Annotated in this window: 22 protein-coding genes, 1 pseudogene and 1 riboswitch; of the genes and pseudogenes, 11 read left to right on the forward strand and 12 right to left on the reverse strand. The window is 74.0% G+C overall.

All coding sequences use genetic code 11. The annotated features are described in order from the left end of the window. The 3 genes and pseudogenes from ABD343_RS17420 to rsmH all read right to left on the reverse strand — a co-directional run. Positions 1-261, reverse strand: a pseudogene (locus ABD343_RS17420) (hypothetical protein); the annotation flags it as partial. Further along, positions 258-629 carry a cell division protein FtsL gene (gene ftsL, locus ABD343_RS17425; protein ID WP_344529072.1) on the reverse strand — a complete coding sequence of 124 codons (372 nt, stop codon included), beginning with the start codon at positions 627-629 and terminating at the stop codon, positions 258-260. The gene ftsL and the pseudogene ABD343_RS17420, both read right to left, overlap by 4 nt. Continuing rightward, entirely contained in the window at positions 626-1,600 is a 975-nt protein-coding gene (gene rsmH / locus ABD343_RS17430; protein ID WP_344529074.1) for a 16S rRNA (cytosine(1402)-N(4))-methyltransferase RsmH, read from the reverse strand. Before rsmH ends, ftsL begins: the two co-directional genes overlap by 4 nt. 301 nt (positions 1,601-1,901) lie before the next feature. On the opposite strand from rsmH, the gene ABD343_RS17435 reads away from it, so the two are divergent. From ABD343_RS17435 to ABD343_RS17450, 4 genes are all read left to right on the forward strand, one after another. After that, a complete protein-coding gene (locus ABD343_RS17435; RefSeq protein ID WP_344529076.1) occupies positions 1,902-2,432 on the forward strand; it encodes a beta-class carbonic anhydrase in 531 nt (176 codons plus the stop codon). A gap of 124 nt (positions 2,433-2,556) precedes the next feature. Beyond that, positions 2,557-3,678: an AAA family ATPase gene (locus ABD343_RS17440; RefSeq protein ID WP_344529078.1), complete on the forward strand. Its 1,122-nt coding sequence runs from the start codon at positions 2,557-2,559 to the stop codon at positions 3,676-3,678. Then, a complete protein-coding gene (locus ABD343_RS17445) occupies positions 3,678-5,075 on the forward strand; it encodes a DUF58 domain-containing protein (RefSeq protein ID WP_344529080.1) in 1,398 nt (465 codons plus the stop codon). Before ABD343_RS17440 ends, ABD343_RS17445 begins: the two co-directional genes overlap by 1 nt. Next, a complete protein-coding gene (locus ABD343_RS17450) occupies positions 5,072-7,468 on the forward strand; it encodes a transglutaminase TgpA family protein (RefSeq protein ID WP_344529082.1) in 2,397 nt (798 codons plus the stop codon). The genes ABD343_RS17445 and ABD343_RS17450 overlap by 4 nt, the downstream gene beginning before the upstream one ends. 338 nt (positions 7,469-7,806) lie before the next feature. Here the strand turns inward: ABD343_RS17450 and ABD343_RS17455 are convergent, their stop codons facing one another. From ABD343_RS17455 to ABD343_RS17465, 3 genes are all read right to left on the reverse strand, one after another. Continuing rightward, positions 7,807-8,226, reverse strand: a complete 420-nt coding sequence (locus ABD343_RS17455; protein ID WP_344529084.1) for a DUF3040 domain-containing protein — start codon at positions 8,224-8,226, stop codon at positions 7,807-7,809. 241 nt (positions 8,227-8,467) lie between these two features. Then, positions 8,468-9,241 carry a methyltransferase gene (locus ABD343_RS17460; protein ID WP_344529086.1) on the reverse strand — a complete coding sequence of 258 codons (774 nt, stop codon included), beginning with the start codon at positions 9,239-9,241 and terminating at the stop codon, positions 8,468-8,470. Positions 9,242-9,280: 39 nt separating this feature from the next. Then, positions 9,281-9,808: an SAV_6107 family HEPN domain-containing protein gene (locus ABD343_RS17465; protein ID WP_344529088.1), complete on the reverse strand. Its 528-nt coding sequence runs from the start codon at positions 9,806-9,808 to the stop codon at positions 9,281-9,283. Positions 9,809-10,037: 229 nt separating this feature from the next. Between ABD343_RS17465 and ABD343_RS17470 the strand changes: the two genes are divergently transcribed. The 4 genes from ABD343_RS17470 (at position 10,038) to ABD343_RS17485 (ending at position 15,326) form a co-directional block, all read left to right on the forward strand. After that, complete coding sequence (locus ABD343_RS17470) at positions 10,038-10,826, forward strand: ATP-binding cassette domain-containing protein (RefSeq protein WP_344529090.1); 789 nt, start codon at positions 10,038-10,040, stop codon at positions 10,824-10,826. After that, a complete protein-coding gene (locus tag ABD343_RS17475) occupies positions 10,798-12,957 on the forward strand; it encodes a YhgE/Pip family protein (protein WP_344529092.1) in 2,160 nt (719 codons plus the stop codon). Before ABD343_RS17470 ends, ABD343_RS17475 begins: the two co-directional genes overlap by 29 nt. A 16-nt stretch (positions 12,958-12,973) precedes the next feature. Beyond that, entirely contained in the window at positions 12,974-13,603 is a 630-nt protein-coding gene (locus tag ABD343_RS17480; protein WP_344529094.1) for a TetR/AcrR family transcriptional regulator, read from the forward strand. 304 nt (positions 13,604-13,907) lie between these two features. After that, on the forward strand, positions 13,908-15,326 hold the full coding sequence (locus ABD343_RS17485) for a phytoene desaturase family protein (RefSeq protein ID WP_344529096.1): 1,419 nt from the start codon (positions 13,908-13,910) through the stop codon (positions 15,324-15,326). 279 nt (positions 15,327-15,605) lie between these two features. Here ABD343_RS17485 and ABD343_RS17490 read toward each other — a convergent pair whose 3' ends face one another. From ABD343_RS17490 to ABD343_RS17515, 6 genes are all read right to left on the reverse strand, one after another. Beyond that, positions 15,606-16,310, reverse strand: coding sequence for a MerR family transcriptional regulator (locus ABD343_RS17490; RefSeq protein WP_344529098.1), 705 nt, complete (start codon positions 16,308-16,310; stop codon positions 15,606-15,608). 9 nt (positions 16,311-16,319) lie between these two features. Continuing rightward, positions 16,320-17,270, reverse strand: coding sequence for a hypothetical protein (locus ABD343_RS17495; RefSeq protein WP_344529100.1), 951 nt, complete (start codon positions 17,268-17,270; stop codon positions 16,320-16,322). A 56-nt stretch (positions 17,271-17,326) separates the two neighbouring features. Continuing rightward, a complete protein-coding gene (gene metF / locus ABD343_RS17500) occupies positions 17,327-18,244 on the reverse strand; it encodes a methylenetetrahydrofolate reductase [NAD(P)H] (protein WP_344529102.1) in 918 nt (305 codons plus the stop codon). A gap of 90 nt (positions 18,245-18,334) precedes the next feature. Continuing rightward, a complete protein-coding gene (gene thiE / locus ABD343_RS17505; RefSeq protein WP_344529104.1) occupies positions 18,335-18,985 on the reverse strand; it encodes a thiamine phosphate synthase in 651 nt (216 codons plus the stop codon). Positions 18,986-19,104: 119 nt separating this feature from the next. Beyond that, entirely contained in the window at positions 19,105-19,482 is a 378-nt protein-coding gene (locus ABD343_RS17510; protein WP_344529106.1) for an Rv2175c family DNA-binding protein, read from the reverse strand. A gap of 33 nt (positions 19,483-19,515) precedes the next feature. Further along, positions 19,516-20,709: an NAD(P)/FAD-dependent oxidoreductase gene (locus ABD343_RS17515; RefSeq protein WP_344529322.1), complete on the reverse strand. Its 1,194-nt coding sequence runs from the start codon at positions 20,707-20,709 to the stop codon at positions 19,516-19,518. Between the two features lie 96 nt (positions 20,710-20,805). After that, positions 20,806-20,918, forward strand: a riboswitch (TPP riboswitch). Between ABD343_RS17515 and thiO the strand changes: the two genes are divergently transcribed. The 3 genes from thiO (at position 20,917) to ABD343_RS17530 (ending at position 23,139) form a co-directional block, all read left to right on the forward strand. Then, positions 20,917-22,104 carry a glycine oxidase ThiO gene (gene thiO / locus ABD343_RS17520; protein ID WP_344529108.1) on the forward strand — a complete coding sequence of 396 codons (1,188 nt, stop codon included), beginning with the start codon at positions 20,917-20,919 and terminating at the stop codon, positions 22,102-22,104. It overlaps the preceding riboswitch by 2 nt. Further along, on the forward strand, positions 22,101-22,334 hold the full coding sequence (gene thiS / locus ABD343_RS17525) for a sulfur carrier protein ThiS (protein WP_344529110.1): 234 nt from the start codon (positions 22,101-22,103) through the stop codon (positions 22,332-22,334). Before thiO ends, thiS begins: the two co-directional genes overlap by 4 nt. A gap of 7 nt (positions 22,335-22,341) precedes the next feature. Then, a complete protein-coding gene (locus ABD343_RS17530) occupies positions 22,342-23,139 on the forward strand; it encodes a thiazole synthase (protein ID WP_344529112.1) in 798 nt (265 codons plus the stop codon). Positions 23,140-23,235: the final 96 nt, after the last annotated feature.

Genomic DNA, 23,235 nt, shown 5'->3' on the forward strand with positions numbered 1-23,235 from the left:
TGCCCGGCCGCCCGCCGGGCGCGCCTCGCCCCGGGGACGCGCCCCGGAAGCGGGCCTCCGCGCGTCCCGCTCGCCCGTACGGTCGCGCTCACGCCGGACCTCGTCCCGGGGCCGGGACCCGGGGGCGGGCCTCCGCCTCTCCCGGTCACCGCCCGCCGGGCGCCCCTCGCCCGCACGGTCGCGTCCCGTACGGTCGCGGCCCGTACGGTCGCGGGCGGGGCGGCCGTCGTCGTCGCCGGGGCGGTCGTTCCTCGGGGTCACGGGCCCACCTGCTCGTCCTGGGCGTCGGACGTACCGCGCACCTTGCCGTCGGGGGTGAGGAAGACGGGGTTGCCGCCGGGGACGAGGCCCAGCTCACGGGCGCGCTTCTCCAGCTCGTCCGGCGCGGAGTAGCCGTCGACCTGCTGCTGGAGCGCCTGCTGCTCGTCGGTCAGCTCCTCTGTCTCCTTCTCCAGCTTGTCCAGCTTGAACGATCCCTTGTTCAGCGAGGCGTTGAGCAGCAGCAGCGCCAGCAGCCCGGAGCCCAGCAGCACCACGACGAGCAGGACGAACGGCGTACGCGCCGCCGTCGACGTTTTGCCCGCCGGCACCAGCCGGGCCAGCCGGGCGAGACGCTGCTGGGCCGTCACGTCGTGGCCTCCCGGATGCGCTTCGCCGCGCGCAGCCGCGCCGGGGCCGCGCGGCGGTTCTCCGCGATCTCCTCCTCCGTGGGCAGCTCGGCGCCGCGCGTCAGCAGCTTCAGCCGGGGCTGGTACTGCTCGGGCACGACCGGCAGCCCGGGCGGCGCCGTGTTGTGCGAGCCCGCCGCGAAGACCTGCTTGACCAGCCGGTCCTCCAGCGAGTGGTACGAGAGGACGGCGATACGGCCGCCGACCGCGAGCGCGTCCACGGCCGCGGGGAGGGCCCGCTCCAGGACGGCCAGCTCGCCGTTGACCTCGATGCGCAGCGCCTGGAACGTCCGCTTGGCGGGGTTGCCGCCGGTGCGCTTGGCGGCCTGCGGGAGGGCGTCGCGGATCAGCTCGACCAGCCGGGCGCTGTTGCGGAAAGGCTCCTTCTCGCGCTCGCGCACCACGGCCTCGACGATGCGCTTGGCCTGCTTCTCCTCGCCGTACGTCCGCAGGATCCGGACCAGCTCGCCCGGCGCGTAGGTGTTGAGGACCTCGGCGGCGCTGATGCCCGTCGTCTGGTCCATGCGCATGTCGAGCGGGGCGTCCTGGGCGTAGGCGAAGCCGCGGCCCGCCTCGTCGAGCTGGAGGGAGGAGACGCCCAGGTCGAAGAGGACGCCCTGGACGCGGGGGACCTCCAGACGGGCGAGGACCTCGGGCAGCTCGTCGTAGACCGCGTGGACCAGCGTGGCGCGGTCCCCGTACGGCTTGAGGCGCTCACCCGCCAGGCGCAGCGCGTCGGGGTCGCGGTCGAGCGCGATCAGGTGCGCGGAGGGGAAGGTGTGCAGCAGGGCCTCGCTGTGCCCGCCCATGCCGAGGGTGCAGTCGACGACGGTGGCGCCCGGCAGGGCGAGAGCGGGGGCGAGCAGGTCCAGTGAGCGCCGGAGCATGACCGGGTTGTGGAGTTCGCCGACGGGCTGCTCGTTGGTGGTCATGTGCCCTCTCAAGTCTGGCGGGCACTGGTGCACATGCTCCTTGGTCCCCGCCCGCTCGAAGGGGAGTGACCCGCCTCCGCCTGGTGGGCGTCGGAGGGCCGGGAGCGGGAGGAGGCCGAGCCGCACGTGCGCGCCCGCGCACGCGAGGGGATTCGGGGTCCTTGGGGAGAGTTGCGCCTCCCACTTCGCGTCACTTTAGTCCACTCGTCCCCTCGGTCAACTACGGTACGAGGCGCGTCCGGCCCCCTGTTCGGCACGCCCCGTCAAGCTCCCCGCAGCGGTCTGGGGGAGAATCGACCGTATGGACGCGAAGGACACTGCTGACACTGTCACCGACGAGCTGGTCGCGGCGAACGCCCAGTACGCCGAGAGCTTCACCGACCCCGGAATGGACGCCCGGCCGGTACGCCGCGTCGCGGTCGTCGCGTGCATGGACGCCCGGCTGGACCTCCACGAGGCCCTGGGGCTGGCGCTGGGCGACTGCCACACCATCCGGAACGCGGGCGGGGTCGTCACCGACGACGTCATCCGGTCGCTCACCATCAGCCAGCGCGCGCTGGGCACCCGCTCGGTCGCGCTGATCCACCACACGAACTGCGGCCTGGAGTCGCTCTCCGAGGAGTTCCGGCACGAGCTGGAGATGGAGGTCGGCCAGCGTCCGGCCTGGGCCGTGGAGGCGTTCAAGGACGTGGACCAGGACGTGCGCCAGTCGATGCAGCGCGTCCGTACGTCGCCGTTCGTGCCGCACACGGACGACGTGCGGGGCTTCGTCTTCGACGTGACGACGGGCCTGCTGCGCGAGATCGACCCGGAGATCCCCCGGGAACGGTGACGAACCACCGGGTGGCCGTGAAGAATACGAGAAAGCGCGCACGGGCGTTACGCAGCACGACGAGCACGGCCCGTGTCGACCCAGCACAACCCAGCACGACGGGGACGGGGCCGAGGAGGGCCGGGTGACGACCTATGACGAGCGAGCGAACCTCAGCGATCTGAGCACCACAGCAGGACAGGTGCGGCGCTCCGTGGAGACCGTGATCGAGGGGAAGCCCGAGGTCGTCCGGCTCTCACTGACGGTTCTGCTGGCCGAAGGGCACCTCCTCATCGAGGACGTGCCGGGGGTGGGCAAGACCATGCTGGCCAAGGCGCTGGCGAAATCGATCGACTGCTCGGTGCGCCGCATCCAGTTCACGCCCGACCTGCTGCCCTCCGACATCACGGGCGTGAGCGTCTACGACCAGCAGCGGCAGGACTTCGAGTTCAAGCCTGGCGCGGTCTTCGCGCAGATCGTGATCGGCGACGAGATCAACCGCGCCTCGCCCAAGACCCAGTCGGCGCTGCTGGAGTCGATGGAGGAGCGGCAGGTGACCATCGACGGGCAGACGTACGAGCTGCCCGATCCCTTCATGGTCGTCGCCACGCAGAACCCGGTCGAGATGGAGGGAACGTATCCGCTGCCGGAGGCGCAGCGCGACCGGTTCATGGCGCGGGTCTCGATCGGCTATCCGAGCCCGGCCGCCGAGCTGGAGATGCTCGACGTGCACGGCGGCGCCTCCCCGCTGGACGACCTCCAGCCGGTGGCGCACGCGCACGACATCGTGAAGCTGGTGGACGCCGTGCGCGGCGTCCACGTCTCCGACGCGGTGCGGCGGTACGCGGTGGAGCTGGTCTCCGCCACCCGTTCGCACCCGGACCTGCGGCTGGGCGCCTCGCCGCGCGCGACGCTGCATCTGCTGCGGGCCTCGAAGGCCGCCGCGGCGCTGGCCGGGCGGGAGTTCGCGCTGCCGGACGACGTGCAGTCGCTGGCCGTGCCGGTGCTGGCCCACCGTCTGCTGCCCACCGCGCAGGCGCAGTTGAACAGACGGACGTCCGAGCAGGTCGTCCAGGAGATCGTGCAGCGCGTGCCGGTGCCCGCGATGAGCCCGCCGCCCGGCGCCCCGCAGGTCCCGGGCGGCCCCGTGCCCGGCGCCCCGCACAGCCGGTACGGCGGCCCCGCGCAGCCCGGTCAGCCTCCGCAGCCCGGGCACCCCCAGGCCGGGCCGCCGCAGCCCGGGCAGCAGCAGCCGCGGGGCTACTGATGACGGCTGGGGGGCCGTCCGCGCCGGGCGGGGAGAGCGGCGAGGCGCGCGGTTCTCTGCGTACGGCGTTCGGGGGGCTCACCACGCGCGGCCGGTCCTTCCTGGCAGCGGGCGTGGCCGCGGCCGTCTGCGCGTACGCGCTGGGGCAGGACGAGCTGCTCCGCGTCGGCATGCTCCTGGCGGTGCTGCCGCTGGTGTGCGTGCTGGTGCTGCACCGCACCCGGTACCGGGTGGCGGGCTCGCGGCGGCTCTCGCCCGCGCGGGTGCCCGCGCGCACCGAGGCCCGCGTCCACCTGCGGATAGACAACATCTCGCGGCTGCCCACGGGCCTGCTGATGCTCCAGGACCGGGTGCCGTACGTGCTGGGTCCGCGCCCCCGCTTCGTGCTGGACCGGGTCGAGCCGGGCGGGCGCCGCGAGGTGTCCTACCGGGTCCGCTCCGACCTGCGCGGGCGCTATCCGCTGGGGCCCCTCCAGCTCCGGCTGACCGACCCGTTCGGCATGTGCGAGCTGACCCGCTCCTTCAGTACGTACGACACGCTCACCGTCGTCCCGCCCGTCGAGGCCCTGCCGCCGGTGCGGCTCTCCGGCGAGACCAGCGGGTACGGGGAGGGGCGGCAGCGCTCCCTCGCCCTCGCCGGCGAGGACGACGTGATCCCGCGCGGGTACCGGCACGGCGACGACCTGCGCCGCGTCCACTGGCGCTCCACCGCGCGCTACGGCGAGCTGATGGTGCGCCGCGAGGAGCAGCCGCAGAAGGCCCGCTGCACGGTGCTGCTGGACACCCGGCGGCAGGCGTACGCGGGCTCGGGGCCCGACTCGCCCTTCGAGTGGGCGGTCGCGGGCGCCGCGTCCGTCTGCATGCACCTGCTGGAGCGGGGCTACGCGGTGCGGCTGCTGACCGACACGGGCGCGATGTCGCCGGGCCCGGAGGGCGGGCTCTTCGCCGCCGACTCCTCGGACACGGCGGGGCTGCTGCTGGACGCCCTCGCGGTGATCGAGCACTCCTCGGAGCCGGGCCTCTCCTCCGCGTACGACGCGCTGCGCGGCGGCATGGGCGGCGCCGAGGGGCTGCTCGTCGCCTTCCTGGGCACGCTCGACGAGGAACAGGCCATCACGGTGGGGCGGATGAGACAGCGGACGAACCGGGCGGTGGCCTTCACCTCCGTCCTGGCCCCGGGCGGCAACGGCACGACGGACGCGCCGCCGGAGGGCGCCCAGGCCCAGGCCCAGGCGCAGCCCCAGCACCAGCCCCTGGCCGGATCGCCGGACGAGGCTCCCGGGCTGCGCGCCCTGCGTGACGCGGGCTGGACCGCGCTGGTGGCCGGTCCGGGGACGGCGCTGCCCGCGCTGTGGCAGGAGGCCGACAAGCAGACGGTGAAGGGACTGGACCGATGAGCGGACGGGGCAGGCTCGCCTGCTGCGCGGCGCTGGCCACCCTGGCCGCGTCCTGCGCGCTGCTGCCGCTGGTCGACCCGGCGACGTGGCTGCTCCAGGCCGCGCTGCTGGTCGCCCTGCAGAGCGGGGTGGGCGCCGCGGCGCGCCGGGTGCCGCTGGCACGCCCGGTGACGGTGCTGGTGCAGGCGCTGGTCACGCTGCTGCTGCTCACCCTGATGTTCGCGCGGCAGGACGCGCTGGGCGGGGTGCTGCCGAGCCCGGCGGTCTTCGAGCGGTTCGCCGATCTGCTGACGGCCGGGACGCAGGACGTCAGCCGCTTCGCCATCCCGGCGCCCGTGACGGACGGGATCCGGCTGATGCTCGTCGGCGGGGTCCTGGTCATCGGACTGCTGGTGGACGCGCTCGCGGTGACGTACCGCAGCGCGGCGCCCGCGGGGCTGCCTCTGCTCGCGCTGTACTCGGTCGCGGCCGGGCTCTCCCAGGGCGGGGCGCGCTGGCTGTGGTTCCTGTGCGCGGCGGGCGGCTATCTGCTGCTGCTCCTCGCCGAGGGCCGCGAGCGGCTCTCGCAGTGGGGGCGGCTCTTCGCCGACCGGTCCCGGCCGGGCTCGGCGCCGCACGAGCCGGGCTCCGTGGGCGGCCCCGCCGTCGCGCCCGTACGGACGGGACGGCGGATCGGCGCGCTGGCCCTCGGCATCTCGCTGGTCGTGCCCGCCGTGCTGCCCTCGCTCAGCGGCGGCCTGCTGGACGCCGCGCGGAACGGCGGCGCGGGCAAGGGCGGCGACGGCGGCGGCACGATCTCCGCCGTGAACCCGCTGGTCGCGCTCCAGGACAGCCTCAACCAGCCCGAGGACCGTACGGCGCTGACGTACCGCACGAACGCGAAGGAGACGCAGGAGCTGTACATGCGGATCGTCGCGCTCGACAAGTTCGACGGCTCCGCGTGGAAGCCCTCCGAGCGCCGGATCACCTCGGTCCCGAGCCCGCTCCCGAGCCCGCGCGGACTGGCCCCCGACGTCCGCACGCAGAAGGTCCGCAGCAAGATCAAGGCCGCCGACTGGTACGCCCAGGACTGGCTGCCGATGCCGTACCCGGCCGACCGTGTGCAGGTCGGCGGCAAGTGGCGCTTCGAGCCGGAGGGCCGCACCCTCGTCGGCTACCAGGGCCAGACCACGCGCGGCGCCTCGTACGAGGTCGAGAGCCTGGTCGTCGAGCCGACCGCGGACCAGCTCCGGCAGGCCCCCGAGCCGCCCGCCGCGCTCCGGCGCGAGTACACGAAGGTGCCGGACTCCCTGCCGTCCGTCGTCCCGGAAACGGCCCAGCGCCTCACGCGCGGCGCGGCCAACGACTACGAGCGGGCGGTGCGCCTCCAGGACTGGTTCGCGCGCAAGGGCGGCTTCCGGTACGACACCCAGGTCCAGGCGGGCAGCGGCACGGCCGCCATCGCCAACTTCCTGGAGCAGAAGGAGGGCTTCTGCATCCACTTCTCCTTCGCGATGGCCTCGATGGCCCGCACGCTCGGCATTCCGGCCCGGGTCGCCGTCGGCTTCACCCCGGGCACGGCGCAGGGCGACGGCTCGATGGCGGTCGGCCTCCAGGACGCGCACGCCTGGCCCGAGCTGTACTTCGAGGGCGTCGGCTGGACCCGCTTCGAGCCCACCCCGACGCGCGGCACCACCCCGGACTACGCGCTGCCGGACTCCCCCGACCCCGACGACAACCCCGAGGAGCAGCTCCCGGACCGGGGCCAGAGCGCGTCCCCGACGCCGAGCCCCTCGCAGTCGGAGCAGTGCACGCCGGAGGAGAAGCGGGCGAACCCCGACTGTGGGGCCGTCGTCCCGCCGGCGGACAGCGGCCCCCGTGACGGCGGCTTCCCCACGGGGACGGTCGCGGCGGTGGCGGGCGCGGTGCTGCTGGGGCTGCTGCTCCCGGCGCTGCCGCTGCTGTGGCGGATCCGGCGCCGGGCGCGACGCCTGCGACCGCCGCCCGCCGGGGCTCCCCCGGAGGCCGTGGCGGCCTCCGTCCTGTCCGTCTGGCGTGAACTCCTCGACACGGGCTGGGACTACGGCGTCATGCCGGAGGACTCCGCGACGCCGCGCACGGCCGCGGCCCGCATCGCCCGGGTCGGCGAACTCGGCCCCGAGGAGGCCGAGGCCGCGCACCGGGTGGCGCTCGCGGTGGAGCAGGTGCTGTACGCGCCGAGACCGCGCCCGGCGACAGGCCTCGCGGACGAGGTCCGCCGCGTACGCGAGGGGCTGCGTGCGGCGGCCCCGCGCCGCATCCGGTTCCGTGCCCTGGTGTTGCCGCCGTCCACGGCGCGGGTGGTGTGGGGAGCCTCCGCCGTACGGCGCCGCTGGACCGGATCCCTACGCACCCACCTCCGCTTCGCGAAGTAAGAGGGGGCGCCCCCGGGGTGCCCCGGGGGGTGCTTCGCGGGATGCCCCGGACCGTGCTTCGCGAGGTAGAGGGGGGCGTCGCGGGGTGCCCCGGACCGTGCTTCGCCGGCCGCGGGTGCGTCGCGGCCGGGCGCGCAGTTCCCCGCGCCCCTGACGGGGCGCCCCTGCTGGCGCGAAACGGAACGCGCGCTCACGCGGCGGAGCCGCACATCGGCACAGGCCCGCGGGGGCCTCGTCGTGCGGCGTGGGCGTGGTCCGAGGGAGACGGACCACGCCCACGTCGCACGGGCACGTCTGACGGCAAGGACTCCTTGGCGGCTACAGGCGGCCGCCCAGGCTCAGTGCTGGCCTTCGTCGCGGCGGCGCTGCCACCGCTCCTCGATTCGGTTCATCATCGAGCGCCGGGAACGGGACTGTCGGCGAGCCTGTGACGGCTGCCCGCCGCCGCCCTGCGGCGACTGCCCGCTCTGCCCCTGCTCACCGGCCTTGGGCGCCTTGCGCCACCCGGTCACCGCGAGGACGGCGCATCCGAGCATGACGAGGAAACCCACGACGCTGACCCAGATCTGCTGCGCGACCATCCCGGCCATGAGGAGCGCGATACCCACCAGAAAGCCTGCGATCGCTTGATAGACCCGCTTGCGGGTGTATCGGCGCAGCTCACTTCCTTCGAGCGCTGTCGCGAACTTGGGATCTTCGGCGTACAGCGCTCGCTCCATCTGCTCGAGCATCCGCTGCTCGTGCTCAGAGAGCGGCACGGAGTCCTCCTACTCGTCGGTCGCGGGGGCGACCGGATGCGACCCTTCAAGGATAGGCAGGGAATCGCCCCCGTGAAACCCGCCCCTCTACGCCAATTCCTCCCACCGGATCCGAGATGCCGGATGGTGGCTCCGAGCGACGTGTTCCGTACATTCCCTCACCACCTTTCCGCCATGCCGGACGGTGTGCCTCGATCATACGGCGCGTAGCCGATGATCGGGCGGGCTGTGAGCCAGACCGCTATCGGGGGCCCGCGGCCGTGACCGGCGGGACCTCGGCCAGGACGTGGAGCTGGCTGGCCACGGACTGGAAGGCGGGCAGCTCGGCGGCGGCGGCCTCCAGCCGGGCCAGCGCCTCCAGGGCGTCCGGCTCGGTGTCGACGAGGGCGCCGGGGACGAGGTCGGCGAAGACGCGGACGCCGTGCACCGAGACGACCTCCAGGCCGCTGCCGGTGACCAGGCCGGTGAGCTGCTCGGGGGTGAAGCGACGGGGCATCGGATCGTTCGCCCCCCAGCGGCCGCCCTCCGAGGTGAGGGCCTGGCGGGCCTCGGTGAAGTGCCCGGCGAGGGCGCGGCCCAGCACGGCTCCGCCGAGGCCCGAGGCGAGCACGCTGAGGGTGCCGCCGCCGGTGCGGAGGGCCGCGACCGCGTTGCGCACGCCTTCGGCCGGGTCGTCGACGTGCTCCAGGACTCCGTGGCAGAGCACCGCGTCGTATCCCCCGCGCTCCGCGACGTCGAAGAGCCCCCGGGCGTCGCCCTGCACCCCGCGGACGCGGTCGGCGACGCCGGCCTCGGCGGCGCGGCGCTCCAGCGCGAACAGCGCGTTCGGACTCGGGTCGACGACCGTGACGTGGTGGCCGAGGCGGGCGACGGGCACGGCGAAGTTGCCGGTGCCGCCGCCGGTGTCCAGGACGTCCAGCCGGTCGCGGTCCGCCAGCTTGGCGCGATGGTCGAGGGCGCCCCGCAGGACCTCCCAGACCACGGCGGTACGGATCGATGCGCTGGGGCGGGACATGGCTGATGCTCCTCGGCTCAGTGACGGGCGCCTCCCACCCTATTGCCTCGGGACCTCCCGCGATCCGTCCGCTCCTCCGGCGATCCGGGGGCGCGGCAGGGCGGGCTGGGGGACGAGCATGCGCTCGACGATGCGGAGGAAGACCCCGGCGTCCCGCACGAGGTCGTCCGCGTCGCGCCAGCTCGCCGCGTCGGCTATGCCCGCCTCGGCGCGGGCCCGGCGGGCGGCGCCGGACTCGAAGAGCGCGGACCATTCGGCCAGCTCGGGGGCGACCTCGGGGAGGATCTCCCACGCGCTGCGTATCCCCTGGCGGCGGGCGCGGCGGGACGGGCCCCCGCGCCTGCGGGCCGGGGCGGGCTCGGGCCTGCCGCGCACGGCGAGGACGGCGGCGGCCGTACGGAGGGCGGCGAGGTGGGCGGTGGCATACCGCTCGTTCGCCGTTTCCAGGGTCATGGCCTCGTCCAGGCCGTGCTGCGCCTGGGCCAGCAGGTCGAGCGCGGCGGGCGGGGCCGAGGCGCGGCGCAGCACGGGGTGGACGTCGGTCTGGGACAGGGCGCTCGGTCGCATTGCTGAACCAACCTCCCGTCGTCGGGCGCCGGTTGTCCGGATTCGCGGACAACCGACCGTATGACCCACATCGTGGCGCATGCCACTGACAATCGGCCCTGACCTGCGCAAATGCCATCCAGGCCCCCCTCCTCCCGCCGCTCCCCCACCCCCCGGTTCGCGTCGGCGCGCCCGTATGGCGCATACTTTGAACTGACCGGTCAGTTCAAAAAATGGGAGGGGAGGACCAGTGAGCCAGCGGGAGTACGCCGTCGCGGCCGAGGACTTCGGGCTCAAGGGGCCGCGCGGACGGGTCTTCGACGGGATCACCTTCACCGCGCCCGAGGGATCGCTGATCGCGCTGGAGGGGCCCTCGGGCTCCGGGCGGACCTGTCTGCTGCTCGCGCTCACCGGCCGGATGAAGGCCACCTCCGGGCACGCGGACGTCCACGGCGAGCGGCTCCCCAAGCACCTGGCGGCCGTACGCCGGATCAGCGCCCTCGGCTCCGTCCCCGGCGTCACCGACCTGGACCCCGCGCTGACGGTCACCGAGCAGCTCCGCGAACGGGTGCTGCTCCAGCGGCGGTTCGGCGGCTCGCTGCGCTCCCTGCTGCGCCCGCGCGCCGAGCGCGCCGCGGCCAGCCGCGCCCGGCTGGAGAAGGCGCTCGCCGCCGCCGGGCTCGACCTGGACGCGCTGCCGCGCGGCGGGCGTACCCCCGTGCGGGACCTCGGGCGGCTGGAGGAGCTGCGGCTCTCGCTCGCGCTCGCGTTGCTGGGCGAGCCCCGGCTGCTCGCGGTGGACGACGCCGACCTGAAGCTCTCGGACGCCGAACGCGACGAGATGTGGGCCCTGTTGCGCTCCCTCGCGGGCACGGACGGGCTGACCGTGCTGGCCGCGTGCAGCGAGGCCCCGGAGGGCGCGCTCGTGGTGCGTACGGGACAGAAGGACACCACCCCAGCGGGCGGGGACGACGGGAAGACCGAGGCGGAGAAGAAGGGGGAGGCGTTCGATGCGCTCGCCGAGGCTAGCCGCGCTTGAGCTGAAGCGGTTCGGGAGGGGACGGCTGCCGCGCGCGGCCATGGCGGCGATGCTGCTGCTGCCGCTGCTGTACGGCGCGCTCTACCTGTGGTCGTTCTGGGACCCGTACGACCGGCTCGACAAGATCCCCGTCGCGCTCGTCAACGACGACAAGGGCGCCGAGGCCAAGGGCGAGAAGATCGAGGCCGGGGACTCGATCGTCAAGGGGCTGCGCGACAGCGGGACGTTCGACTGGCACGAGACCAGCGCGAAGGAGGCCCGCGAGGGCGTCGAGGACGGCAGCTACTACCTCTCGCTGACGATCCCCTCCGACTTCAGCGAGCGCGTCTCCTCCAGCTCGGGCGACTCCCCCGAGACGGGCGCCCTGAAGGTGCAGGCGAACGACGCGAACAACTACATCGTCGGACAGATATCCCGCAGCGTCTTCTCCGAGGTACGCGCCTCGGCCTCCAGCAAGGTCTCGCGCGGCTTCTACGACAACATCTTCGTCTCCTTCTCCTCCCTGCACGGCAAGACGGCCGAGGCCGCCAAGGGCGCCGACGACCTCGGGGACGGTATCGGCAAGGCCAAGAAGGGCGCCTCCGACCTCAAGAGCGGCCTCAAGGACGCCGGGGACGGCAGCGGCAAGCTCAAGACCGGCACCTCCGACCTGCACTCCGGCGCGGGCGACCTCAAGAAGGGCGCCAAGAAGGTCGCCGGGGGCACGCAGAAGCTCGCCGACAAGGCCAACGGCGTCTCGGGGAAGGTCACGCCCTTCCTCAAGGAGCACGGCGACGAGATCGGCAAGGCCGCGCGCGGCGTCTCCCGTACGAGCAAGGCGCTCAAGAAGCACCTGGACGAACTGCCGGGCGCGGCCCGGCGCGCGCAGACCGACTCGCGCAAGGCCGCCGACGCGCTCGCGACGCTCTACGCCTCGGGCTGCGAGAAGGGCGGCACCCCTACGGCCACTCCGACGACGCCCGTCCCGACGCCCTCCCCGGCGGGAAATCCCACGGGAGAGGCCCCCGGCGGCGCCAAGGACAAGGCGTGCCCCGAGCTGAAGAAGGCCGTCGACGCGGCCGAGCGTTCGGCGAAGGTCGCCAAGGACGTCAACGACGCGGTCAAGGGCCACAAGGACCTCGACGAGCTGGGCACGCACCTGGACGATCTCGACAAGAAGGCCACGCTCCTCGCCAAGCGCGCCCCGCACCTCGGCAAGGACGTCGACTCGGCCGTCCGGCAGATCAACAAGCTCAACAAGGGCGCCCACCAGGTCTCCAAGGGCGCGGGCAAGCTGCACGCGGGCCTGGCCACCGCGAAGACCGGCGCCGCCGACCTCGACACCGGGCTCGGCAAGCTGACCAAGGGCGCGACCTCGCTCGACGGCGGCCTCTTCAAGCTCGCCGACGGCTCCGGCAAGCTCGCGGGCGGCCTGCACGACGGCGCCAAGAAGATCCCGGACTACGACAAGAAGCAGCGCGACGACCGTACGGTCGTCATGTCCGACCCCGTGGGGCTCGCCTCCGGCAAGGCGCACGCCGCGCCGAACTACGGCACGGGCTTCGCGCCGTACTTCATCCCGCTCTCCCTCTGGGTCGGCGCGATGATCGCGTACATGCTGCTTCAGCCGCTCAACAAGCGCGCCCTCGCCTCCGGGGCCCCGGCCTGGCGGATCGCGCTCGCGGGCTGGCTGCCGGTCGCGGCGATCGGCGCCGCGCAGGTGGCCGCGCTGATGGGCGTGCTGCACTGGGGGCTGGGCCTGGAGATGGCGCGCGGCGCGGGCACGATCGGGTTCCTGCTGCTGGTGACGGTCTGCTTCACCTCGATCGTGCAGTTCCTCAACGCCCGTTTCGGACCGGCCGGACGCATCCTCGTGCTGGCGCTGCTGATGCTCCAGCTCACCTCCGCCGGAGGCACGTACCCGATCCAGACCAGCCCGGGATTCTTCAACGCGCTCCACCCGTTCCTGCCCATGACGTACGTGGTGGAGGGGCTGCGGCACCTCATCACGGGCGGCGGGCTCTGGCCGGTGTGGCGGGCGTGCGCGGTGCTGCTGGCCTTCGCCCTGGGCGCCCTCGCGCTCACCGCGGTCACCGCGCGCCGCAAGCAGGTGTGGACCCTGGACCGCCTGCACCCGGAGCTGACCCTGTGAGGAGAGAATCGGCGTCATGACGAGTGCCCGCACCACCCCACGCAGCCGCAGCGCCACGAAGCAGAAGCTCTTCCAGGCCGCGGTGACCCTCATCGCCGAGCAGGGCTTCTCCTCGACGACCGTCGAGGAGATAGCCGAGCGTGCCGGTGTCGCCAAGGGCACGGTCTACTACAACTTCGCCAGCAAGACGGAGCTGTTCGAGGAGCTGCTGCGGCACGGCGTCGAGATGCTCACCGCCGATCTGCGGCAGGCCGCCGAGGAGACGGCCGGGCGCGGCGGCGGGCGGGTGGACGCGCTGGACGCGATGATCCGCGCCGGGCTCGGCTTCATCGACCACTACCCGGCGTTCACCCAGCTCTACGTCGCCGAGCTGTGGCGCACCAACAGGGCGTGGAACGACACGCTGATGGTCGTACGCAAGCAGGCCGTCGCCGTCGTGGAGGAGGTGCTGCGCGAGGGCGTCGCGGAGGGCGAGCTGAGCGAGGAGATCGACATCCAGCTCACGGCCGCGGCCCTGGTGGGCATGGTGCTGGTGGCGGCGCTGGACTGGAAGGCGTTCCAGCCGGAGCGCTCTTTGGAGGATGTGCACGGCGCGCTCTCGCTGCTGCTGCAAGGGCGAGTCGGAGGCCGTGGGCGGTCCCGTTAGGGCGACTGGTTACCGGTTCCGCCCACGGCCTTTGTTCCCCGTTTCCCTGATGCCCGGACCGGTCAAGGTCCGGGCCCCCGTGTTCCCCCGGTTCCCCCCGGAAAGGGGCGCGACCCCGTTCCGCAGCCCCGTGTCGGCGGTCCGGCGCCGCGCCCTTTCCGTGTGCATCACTCTGCCGTCGGCGCAGGTCGGGGCCCATCCGCGCGGCTACTCAACAGCGCGTCTGAGTAGCACTACCTAGGCGTGCGCGTAAGGGCTCAGGCGGTGCCGGGCGCGGCGCGGGCTCCGGCTAGAGTCGCTGACCATGGCACGTATCGCGGTGATCGGCGCGGGAATGGGCGCGATGGCGGCGGCGGCTCGGCTGGCCGTCGCGGGGAACGAGGTCACGGTCCACGAGCGCACCGGTACCTACGGAGGTGCCCTGCGCCGCTTCGAACGAAACGGCTTCGCCTTCGACACGGGGCCCGGGCTGCTGCGGCTGCCCGCCGTCTACCGCGACCTGTTCCTCAAGACGGGCCGCGAGCCCCTGGAGCAGTGCGTGGAGATGGCGCAGGTCGATCCGACCGCGCGCCACGTCTTCACGGACGGCACCGTCCTCACCCTGCCGAACGCCTCGCGCGGCAAGGTCGTCGCGGCGCTCGACGCGGCGCTCGGCGCGGGCGCGGGCGAGCGCTGGGGCGAGGTCCTCAACCGCGCGCGCGACGCGTGGGAGGCCACGCGCCGCCCGCTGCTGGAGGAGCCACTGCGCGACGAGTCGCGCGCGGCGCTCGCCCGCGACTCCGCGTACCCGGCGCTGCGCCGCAAGGGGCTGCTCCGCCGCCGTCCCCCCACGCTGGCCGAGGTCGCCGCCGACGAGCTGCGCGAGCCGCGGCTGGCGGCGCTCCTGGAGAGCTACGCCCGGGCGTACGGCCTGGACCCGGCCGTCACCCCCGCGAGCGCGGCGGTGCTGCCGTACGTGGAGGACTCGTTCGGCACCTGGTACGTGCGCGGCGGGATGCGGGCGCTGGCCGACGCGCTGTACGAGCGGTGCCGGGCGCGGCGCGTGCGCTTCGTCTTCGACTCGCCCGTGGCGTCCGTACGGGAGAAGGACGGCCGGGCCGTCGGCGTCGAGCTGGCCGACGGCTCGTCCGTCGACGCCGACGCGGTGGTCCTCGGCGGCGGCCCCGCGCTGCGGCCCGGGCGCGCGGAGTGGCCCGCGGGCTCCTCGCGGCTGACCGTGCTCCTCGCGCTGCGCGGCGCGCACCCCGAGGGCACCCCGCACCGTACGGTCGTGCACCGCGCGGACGGCCCCCCGCTCACGGTGCTGCGCCCCGACGACCCCGCGCTGCGGCCCGACGACGCGCACGGGACGGCGGTCCTCACGGTGCCGGTTCCTGTGGGGGCCGTACGGGAGGAGGGCGAGGCCGAACGTCTCGCCTCCGCCCTGCTGGCGGCGGCGGACGGGGCGGGCCTCGGCCTGTCCGAGCGGGTGGTGTGGCGTGAGATCCGCACGCCGCGCGACTACGAGGACGAGACCGGCGCTCCTGGGGGCCAGGTCCCTCCTCCGGCGCTCGCGGGCGCTTCCGGGGCGCTCCTCCAGCCCCCGAACCAGACCGGGCTCGAAGGCCTCTTCGCCGTCGGCGGCTGGTCCCACCCCGGAGGCGGCCTCCCCCACGCCGGCATGTCCGGCACCCTCACCGCGGGCCTCTACGTAGAGGGCCCCAACTGGCGCGGCTCGTCCTAACCCACCAGGGGCCTCAACAGGAGCGCCCCGCCAGGGGCGCGGGCCTGTGTCTGATGTGCGGCTCCGCCGCGCGGGCGCGACGCACGTGAGGTCCCCGTCAGGGGCGCGAGGAACTGCGCGCCCAGCCGAGACGCGGCGGCAGCCCGCGAAGCACCGGCGGGGCACCCCGAACCCGGCGGCACAGCGCCCGCACCCGGCATCGGGGCTGCGCTTGCCAACCCTGCGCCTCCGCGCAGACTTCCCAAGCTTCGCGGAAGCGAGAAGCGGCGGGCTGCCCCGTCAGGAGGGCGGGGTTGCGTAGGCGTGGAGGTGGGAGGAGGCGGTGAGCATGGCGGCGGCTCTGGTCGCGAGCTCGGCGTGACGGCGGGACACCGCCTCACGCAAGGCCTCCGCACTGCCCGTGCGGCGGAGCCCGTCGAGCACGGGGCGGATCTGCGGCAGCGGATACCGGCTCTGGCGGAGCATCTGGACGAAGCGCGCGTCCCGCACGTCGGCGGGGCCGAAGAGCCGGTAGCCGGTGACGCGTTCGCGCCCGGGGGCGAGGAGGCCCGCCGCCTCCCAGACGCGCAGTGCGGACGTCCGTACGCCCAGGAGGTCGGCGACCTCACCGATGCGCAGGTCCGAAGGGGGCAACGCACCCGGCGTCTGGCCGGCGAGCGCTTCGAGGGCCTCGCTCGTGGCCTGGAGGGAGCGGCGCTGCTCGTGGAGCGCCGCGTGCCCGGCGTCGATCAGCGCGAGCGCCCCCGGCAGGTCGTCCGCGTGGACGGCGTGCATGACGGCTCGGGCGGTCGCCGGGCCGTAGCCGTGGGCGAGGGCGCGGTAGGTGAGCACGGCGTCCCGGTGGCGGGGGCCGAAGGTCCGGTAGCCCGTGGCGGTGCGGGGGACCGGGGGCAGGAGCCCGGCCTCCTCGTAGTTGCGGATCTGCTGGGTCGAGACGCCCGCGGCGCGAGCGAGATCGACGGGGCGTAGGCGCGGGCTCTCCATCGCAGGAGGTCAGTAACCGCCCTGGCCCTGGCCGTAGTACCCGTTCTGGTACTGCTGCTGTTCGTCGTAGCCGTACGGCGGGGCGGCGGGCGGCTGTTCGGGCGGGAGCGGCGTGCCGCCCTCGCGCTGCTGGGGCACCCAGACGCCGCCGGGCGGGGTGTCGGGGTAGTACGGCTCGGTGGGGGGCGCGCCCGGCGTCTCATAGCCGTACCCGGCGCCGTTGCCCTGGGGGTAACCCTCGTAGCCCTCGTAGCTCAGGCCCTGGCCTTGGCTCTGGCCCTGGTCGCCGTACCCGTAGTCGTACTGCGGGGCCTGGGGCGCGGGCTGGGCGTACCCGCCGTAGGGGTCCTGGTAGGGCGCGTACGGCTGCTGGTCGTCGTATGCGACGGGCTGGGCCGGAGGGGCGGCGGGGGCGGGCGGCGCGTAGTCCCCGTAGACGGACTGGACCTGGGTCTGCTCCTGGGCCATGGCCGCCTGGTACCCGGCGTAGTCGAAGTCCGGGACGGGGGTGCCGCTCGGCGGGGTGTCGCCGGGGCCGGGGCCGGGACCGGGGTCGTAGGCGGGAGGGCCCGTGGGGGCGCCCTGGCCCGCGGAGTAGTCGGGGACGCCGTTCTCGTCGTACCCCGCCTCCAGGCCGGTGACCTCCAGGGAGGGCTCCGCGTCGCGCGCGGCCGGACCGCCCCGGCGGCGCCGGCTGGCGCCCGGCGATCCGCCGAGCGCCCAGCCGGTCGAGAAGCCGCGGCGGTACGAGAGCGTGACGAAGGTCTGGCCGGTGGCGAAGGCCGCGATGCCGACGCCGATCACGATGACCTGTCCCAGCACGGCGCCCGCGACGACGCCGAGGAACCCGCCGAAGGCCAGCAGCCGCCAGCGCAGGCGGGCCTTGTACTGGAGCAGGACCTCGCCCAGCAGCCAGAGCGCGACGATTCCGAACGCGACATAGAGGACCGTCCAGCCCATGTACGCCCCTCTTCCCGCTGCTCGCCGCCCCGTCGGCCAGCCGCCAGCTTCTCAGCTCAGGACCTGTCGTGAAGTCCCAGATTCTCGTGGATTTCCAGCGTCGCCGTGGAGTGGTTCAGCGTAATGAAATGGAGTCCGGGGACTCCTTCGGCCAGCAGCCTCGCACACAACTCCGTGGCGTACTCGATCCCGACCGAGCGTACAGCGGCCGGATCGTCTTCGACCGCCCGGAGGCGGTCTGCCATCTCGCGCGGGATGGTCGCGTTGCTGAGCTGCGCGAACCGTTCGATCTGCTTCACGTTCGTGACGGGCATGATCTCCGGGATGATGGGCGTTTGGCAACCGGCCGCGACGGCGCTGTCGCGGAGCCGCAGATAGTCCTCGGCTCGGAAGAACATCTGGGTGATCGCGTAGTCGGCGCCCGCGCGGCACTTGTTCACGAAATGCCGGATGTCGGTGTCCCAGTCGGCCGAGCGCGGGTGCATCTCGGGGAACGCGGCGACGCCGACGCAGAAGTCACCGGACTCCTTGATCAGCTCGACCAGCTCCGAGGCGTAGTCGAGCCCCTGCGGGTGCCGGACCCACTCGCCCATGGGGTCCCCGGGAGGGTCGCCCCTGATCGCGAGCACGTTCTTGATCCCGGCGTCCGCGTACTGCCCGATCACGTTGCGCAGTTCGGCGCGCGAGTGGTTCACGGCGGTGAGGTGGGCGACCGGAGTGAGGGTGGTCTCGGTGGCGATGCGCTCGGTGTTGCGTACGGTGCCCTCGCGGGAGGAGCCGCCTGCGCCGTAGGTCACCGACACGAAGGTCGGCGACACTGCCTCGATACGGCGCAGCGCGTCCCACAGGGTCCGCTCCCCCTTCTCGGTCTTCGGGGCGAAGAACTCGAAGGAGAAGGACTGCTCTCCGGTCGCGAGCAGCTCACGCACTGTCGGCGGACGGTCTGTCCTGGGAGCTGAGATACCGATGGCCATAGATGCAGGTTAGCCGCACCGTCCCCGTCATGGCTGTGCGCTGGGACGATACGGCGGCATCTGTCCGTTTCCCGGATGGCCGATGTCCGCCTACTGGACAGACCGGAGCCGCCCGGCCATGTGCGCGGCGGCCGCGCCCGGGTCGTCGGCCTCCGTGATCGCGCGGACGACGACCACCCGGCGGGCACCGGCGTCCAGCACCTCCCCGAGGTTGTCCGCGTCGATCCCGCCGATCGCGAACCAGGGCCGCTCGGGCGCCCGGGCCGCCGTATGACGCACGAGATCCAGCCCCGGTGCGGGGCGCCCCGGCTTGGTGGGGGTCGGCCAGCAGGGGCCGGTGCAGAAATAGTCCACGCCGGGCTCGCTCGTCGCGGCGTCGGCCTCGGCGGCGGAGTGGGTGGAACGGCCGATCAGCACGTCGTCCCCGAGGAGCTTCCGCGCGGCGGGGACCGGCAGATCGCCCTGGCCCAGGTGCAGCACGTCGGCGCCCGCCGCGTGGGCGACGTCCGCGCGGTCGTTCACCGCGAGGAGCGTGCCGTGGCGGCGGCAGGCCTCGGCGAGGACCGCGAGGTGCTCCAGCTCCTCGGCGGCCTCCATGCCCTTGTCCCGCAACTGGACGATGTCGACGCCGCCGGCCAGCGCGGCGTCGAGGAAAGCGGGCAGGTCACCGCGGTCCTTGCGGGCGTCGGTGCACAGATACAGCCGCGCGTCGGCCAGCCGCTCGCGGACGGTGCGGGACATGGGTCGTTCCCCCCAGGAAGGGGGTGCATGAGCCGGAGAGGCCCATGCACCCCATGGACAGGTTCACCGATCGGTGATCGATGGTTCCGCGGCTCGATGGTTCCGCGGATCGGTGCGGGTCAGACGGCGAGGGCCTGCGCGCGGCGCTTCACCTCGGTCCCCCGGTTCTCCCGGAGGGCGCGCACCGGGGAGCCCGGCAGGGACTCGTCCTCGGTGAACAGCCACTCCAGCATCTCCTCGTCGCTGAAGCCGTCGTCCTTCAGGAGCGTGATGGTCCCGACGAGCCCCTTCACGACCCTGCCGTCGCCGATGAAGTCGGCCGGCACCTGGAGCACCTTGGACTCTCCGTCCTCGCCCACCCGCCGGACGGCGAGGAGCTGGCCCTCCTTGACGAGCTGCCGGACGCGGGTCACTTCGACGCCGAGCCGCTCGGCGACGTCGGGCAGAGTGAGCCACGCGGGGACGAGAGCATCGGTCTTTGCGTCAATCTCGGTCACGGGTCCCAGAGTGCCACCCTCCGCCGACAGTCACTACCGCGCCGCCTTCTTCAGGGCGACGGACGGGTCCGCGACCAGCGCCTCGTCCACCGGCGCCGCGCTCTGGACGAGCTTGCGGCCCTGGGCCAGATCGCGCGGCCGGCCCACCGCCAGCAGTGCCACCAGCCGCTCCTCGCGCAGCCAGCACACGGACCACGCGGCGGTCGCCGGATCGCCCCGCCACACGAGTACGTCGCCGTCGCGGTGGTGCCCGGCGTACTGCACGAAACGGCCGAACTGCTCCGACCAGAAGTACGGCACCGGGTCGTACGCGACACGCTCGGCCACGCCGCCCGCGTGGCCCTCGGCGACCAGGTTGGCGGCGACCGTGCGGGGGCCCTGGAGCGCGTTGTCCCAGTGGTGGATCAGCAGCCGCTCGCCGTAGCGGGCGGAGGGGAAGGAGGCGCAGTCCCCGACCGCGTACACGTCCTCGGCAGAGGTGCGCAGGCCCGCGTCGGCCAGCACCTCGCGGTGCGCGCCCAGCTCCAGCCCCGAGCCGTCGAGCCAGCCCGTCGCGGGCCGGGCGCCGATGCCGACGACCACCGCGTCGGCGGGCAGCCGGGTGCCGTCCGCGAGGACGACGGCGCCCTGCTCGACGGAGGCCACGGCGACGCCCGTACGCAGCTCCGCCCCGGCCTCCTCGTACCAGGCCCGCATCGGCTCGGAGACCTCGGCGGGCAGCGCGCCGGGCAGCGGGCGCGGCGCCGCCTCCACGACCGTGACCCGGCAGCCGCGCTCCCGGGCCGCCGTCGCGAACTCGGCGCCGATCCAGCCCGCGCCGACGACCACCACGTCGCCGCCCGCGGCGAGGACGGGCCGCAGCCGGGCCGCGTCGTCGAGGGTGCGCAGCAGATGGACGCCGGGGACGCCCTCGCTGCCGGGCAGCGCGACGGGCTCGGCGCCCGTGGCGATCACCAGCCGGTCGTAACGCACCGGGCCCGCCTCGGTGTCCAGCAGGTGCTCGCCGGGGCGCAGCCCGGTGACGGTGCGGCCCAGCTCCAGCTCGATGCCGAGCGCGGCGAAGTCGATGTCGAACACCGGGTGCTCGGCGGCCTCCCCCTTGCCGAGCAGCACGGCCTTGGACAGCGGCGGGCGGTCGTACGGCGCGTGCGGCTCGGCGCCGATGAGCCGGACCGATCCGGGCCAGCCCTGCTCGCGGAGCTGCACGGCGGTCTGCACGCCCGCCATCCCGGCCCCGACGATCACGACTCTCTGCTGCTTCTGACTGTCGCTCACACGATCACTCTAGGACTCCCCGCGCCGGAGCCCTCGCAGTACCCTGGAGCGGACATACGCGGGAGCCCGGACGCACCGGGCTGAGAGGGAGGCTGCGGCGGCCTCCGACCGTCCGAACCTGATCCGGGTCATACCGGCGAAGGGAGCTGCGTTCTTCTCATGCGCCCCGATCCCCATTCCGTTTCCCCTGCGCCCTCCCCCGATGTCGCCGTGCTCGGCGGCGGGATCATCGGCCTCGTCACGGCCTGGCGGGCCGCGCTGCGCGGGCTGCGCGTCACCGTCGTGGACCCCGCGCCCGGCGGCGGCGCGGCCCGGGTGGCCGCCGGGATGCTCGCCGCCGTCACCGAGCTGCACTACGGCGAGGAGACGCTGCTCGCCCTCAACCTCGCCTCCGCGGAGCGCTATCCGTCGTTCGTCGCGGAGCTGGAGGAGGCGAGCGGCGAGGAGACCGGCTACCGCGCCTGCGGCACCCTCGCCGTGGCCCTCGACGCCGACGACCGGGCGTATCTGCGCGAACTCCACGCGCTCCAGCGCCGTTGCGGCCTGGACGCGGAGTGGCTGAACGGCCGCGAGTGCCGCCGCCTGGAGCCGATGCTGGCCCCCTCGGTACGGGGCGGGCTGCGCGTCGACGGCGACCACCAGGTCGATCCGCGCCGCCTGGCCGCCGCGCTGCTGCGGGCCTGCGAGCGCGCGGGCGTGACGTTCCGCCGCGCGTCGGCCGTACGGCTGCGCACCGCGAACGGCCGTGCGACGGGCGCCGAGCTGGACGACGGCACGGTGCTCGACGCGGGGCAGACGGTGCTGGCGCTCGGCTCGTACAGCGGGCGCCTGGACGGCGTGCCGCCGGACGTGCTGCCGCCCGTGCGGCCGGTGAAGGGGCAGGTGCTGCGGCTGCGGATGCCGCCGTCCCGGTTCGGCCCGTTCCTCTCCCGTACGGTGCGTGCCGTGGTCCGCGGCGGCCACCTCTATCTCGTCCCGCGCGCCAGCGGCGAGCTGGTCGTCGGCGCCACCAGCGAGGAGATGGGCTGGGACACCACGGTCACGGCGGGCGGCGTCTACGAACTGCTGCGCGACGCCCATGAGCTGGTGCCCGGCATCACCGAACTCCCCCTGGCCGAGACCCTCGCCGGGCTCCGCCCGGCCTCCCCCGACAACGCGCCCCTGCTGGGCCCCTCCGCGCTCCCCGGCCTCCACCTGGCCGGCGGCCACTACCGCAACGGCGTGCTGCTCACCCCCGTGACGGGCGACGTGATGGGCGCGCTGCTGGAGACGGGCGAGCTGCCGGAAGAGGCACGCGCCTTCGCCCCGGAGCGCTTCGCGCACGACCGTAAGGAGCAGTACGCATGAGTTCCGATGCCGCCGGTGTCCCGGTCACCGTGACCGTCTCCGTCAACGGGGAGGCCCGCGCCGTTCCGGACGGGCTCGCCCTCGACCGGCTCGTGGCGACGTTCAGCACCGCGCCCTCCGGGGTCGCGGCCGCCGTCAACGAGGACGTCGTACCGCGCGGCCGCTGGGCGGACACCCGCCTCGGCGAGGGCGACCGCGTGGAGATACTCACCGCCGTACAGGGAGGCTGACCGCACCATGGCCGACGACGCACTGACCATCGGCGACACGACCTTCACATCCCGCCTGATCATGGGTACGGGCGGGGCGCCCAGCCTCGACGTCCTGGAACGGGCACTCCTCGCCTCCGGCACCGAGCTGACGACGGTCGCCATGCGCCGCCTCGACCCGAACGTCCAGGGATCGGTCCTCTCCGTCCTGGAGCGGCACGGCATCCGCGTACTGCCGAACACGGCGGGCTGCTACACGGCGGGCGAGGCCGTCCTCACCGCCCGTCTCGCGCGCGAGGCGCTCGGCACGGACTGGGTGAAGCTGGAGGTCATCGCCGACGAGCGCACGCTGCTGCCCGATCCGGTCGAGCTGCTCGACGCCGCCGAGACGCTGGTCGACGACGGCTTCACGGTCCTCCCCTATACGAACGACGACCCCGTGCTGGCCCGCAAGCTGGAGGACGCGGGCTGCGCGGCGATCATGCCGCTGGGCTCCCCCATCGGCTCGGGCCTGGGCATCCGCAACCCGCACAACTTCTCCTTGATCACCGAGCGGGCCAGGGTCCCGGTCGTCCTCGACGCCGGGGCCGGCACGGCCTCGGACGTCGCGCTCGCGATGGAGCTGGGGTGCGCGGCCGTGATGCTGGCCTCCGCGGTGACGCGGGCCCAGGAGCCGGTCCTCATGGCCGAGGCCATGCGCCACGCCGTTGACGCCGGGCGGCTGGCCTGCCGGGCGGGGCGTATCCCCCGCCGATACTTCGCCGAGGCGTCCTCGCCGGTAGAGGGCATGCCCTCTCTTGACCCGGAACGCCCTGCTTTCGGCTGAGCAGGGGCTGCCCCTGCCCCGCCGTTCCAGTCCGTGCGTGCGCTGTGGCTTGGCGCGCAGTTCCCCGCGCCCCTGACGGGGCGCCCTTTCGTGGCC

It is taken from the genome of Streptomyces albiaxialis (assembly GCF_039530985.1).
GTDB lineage: Bacteria > Actinomycetota > Actinomycetes > Streptomycetales > Streptomycetaceae > Streptomyces > Streptomyces albiaxialis.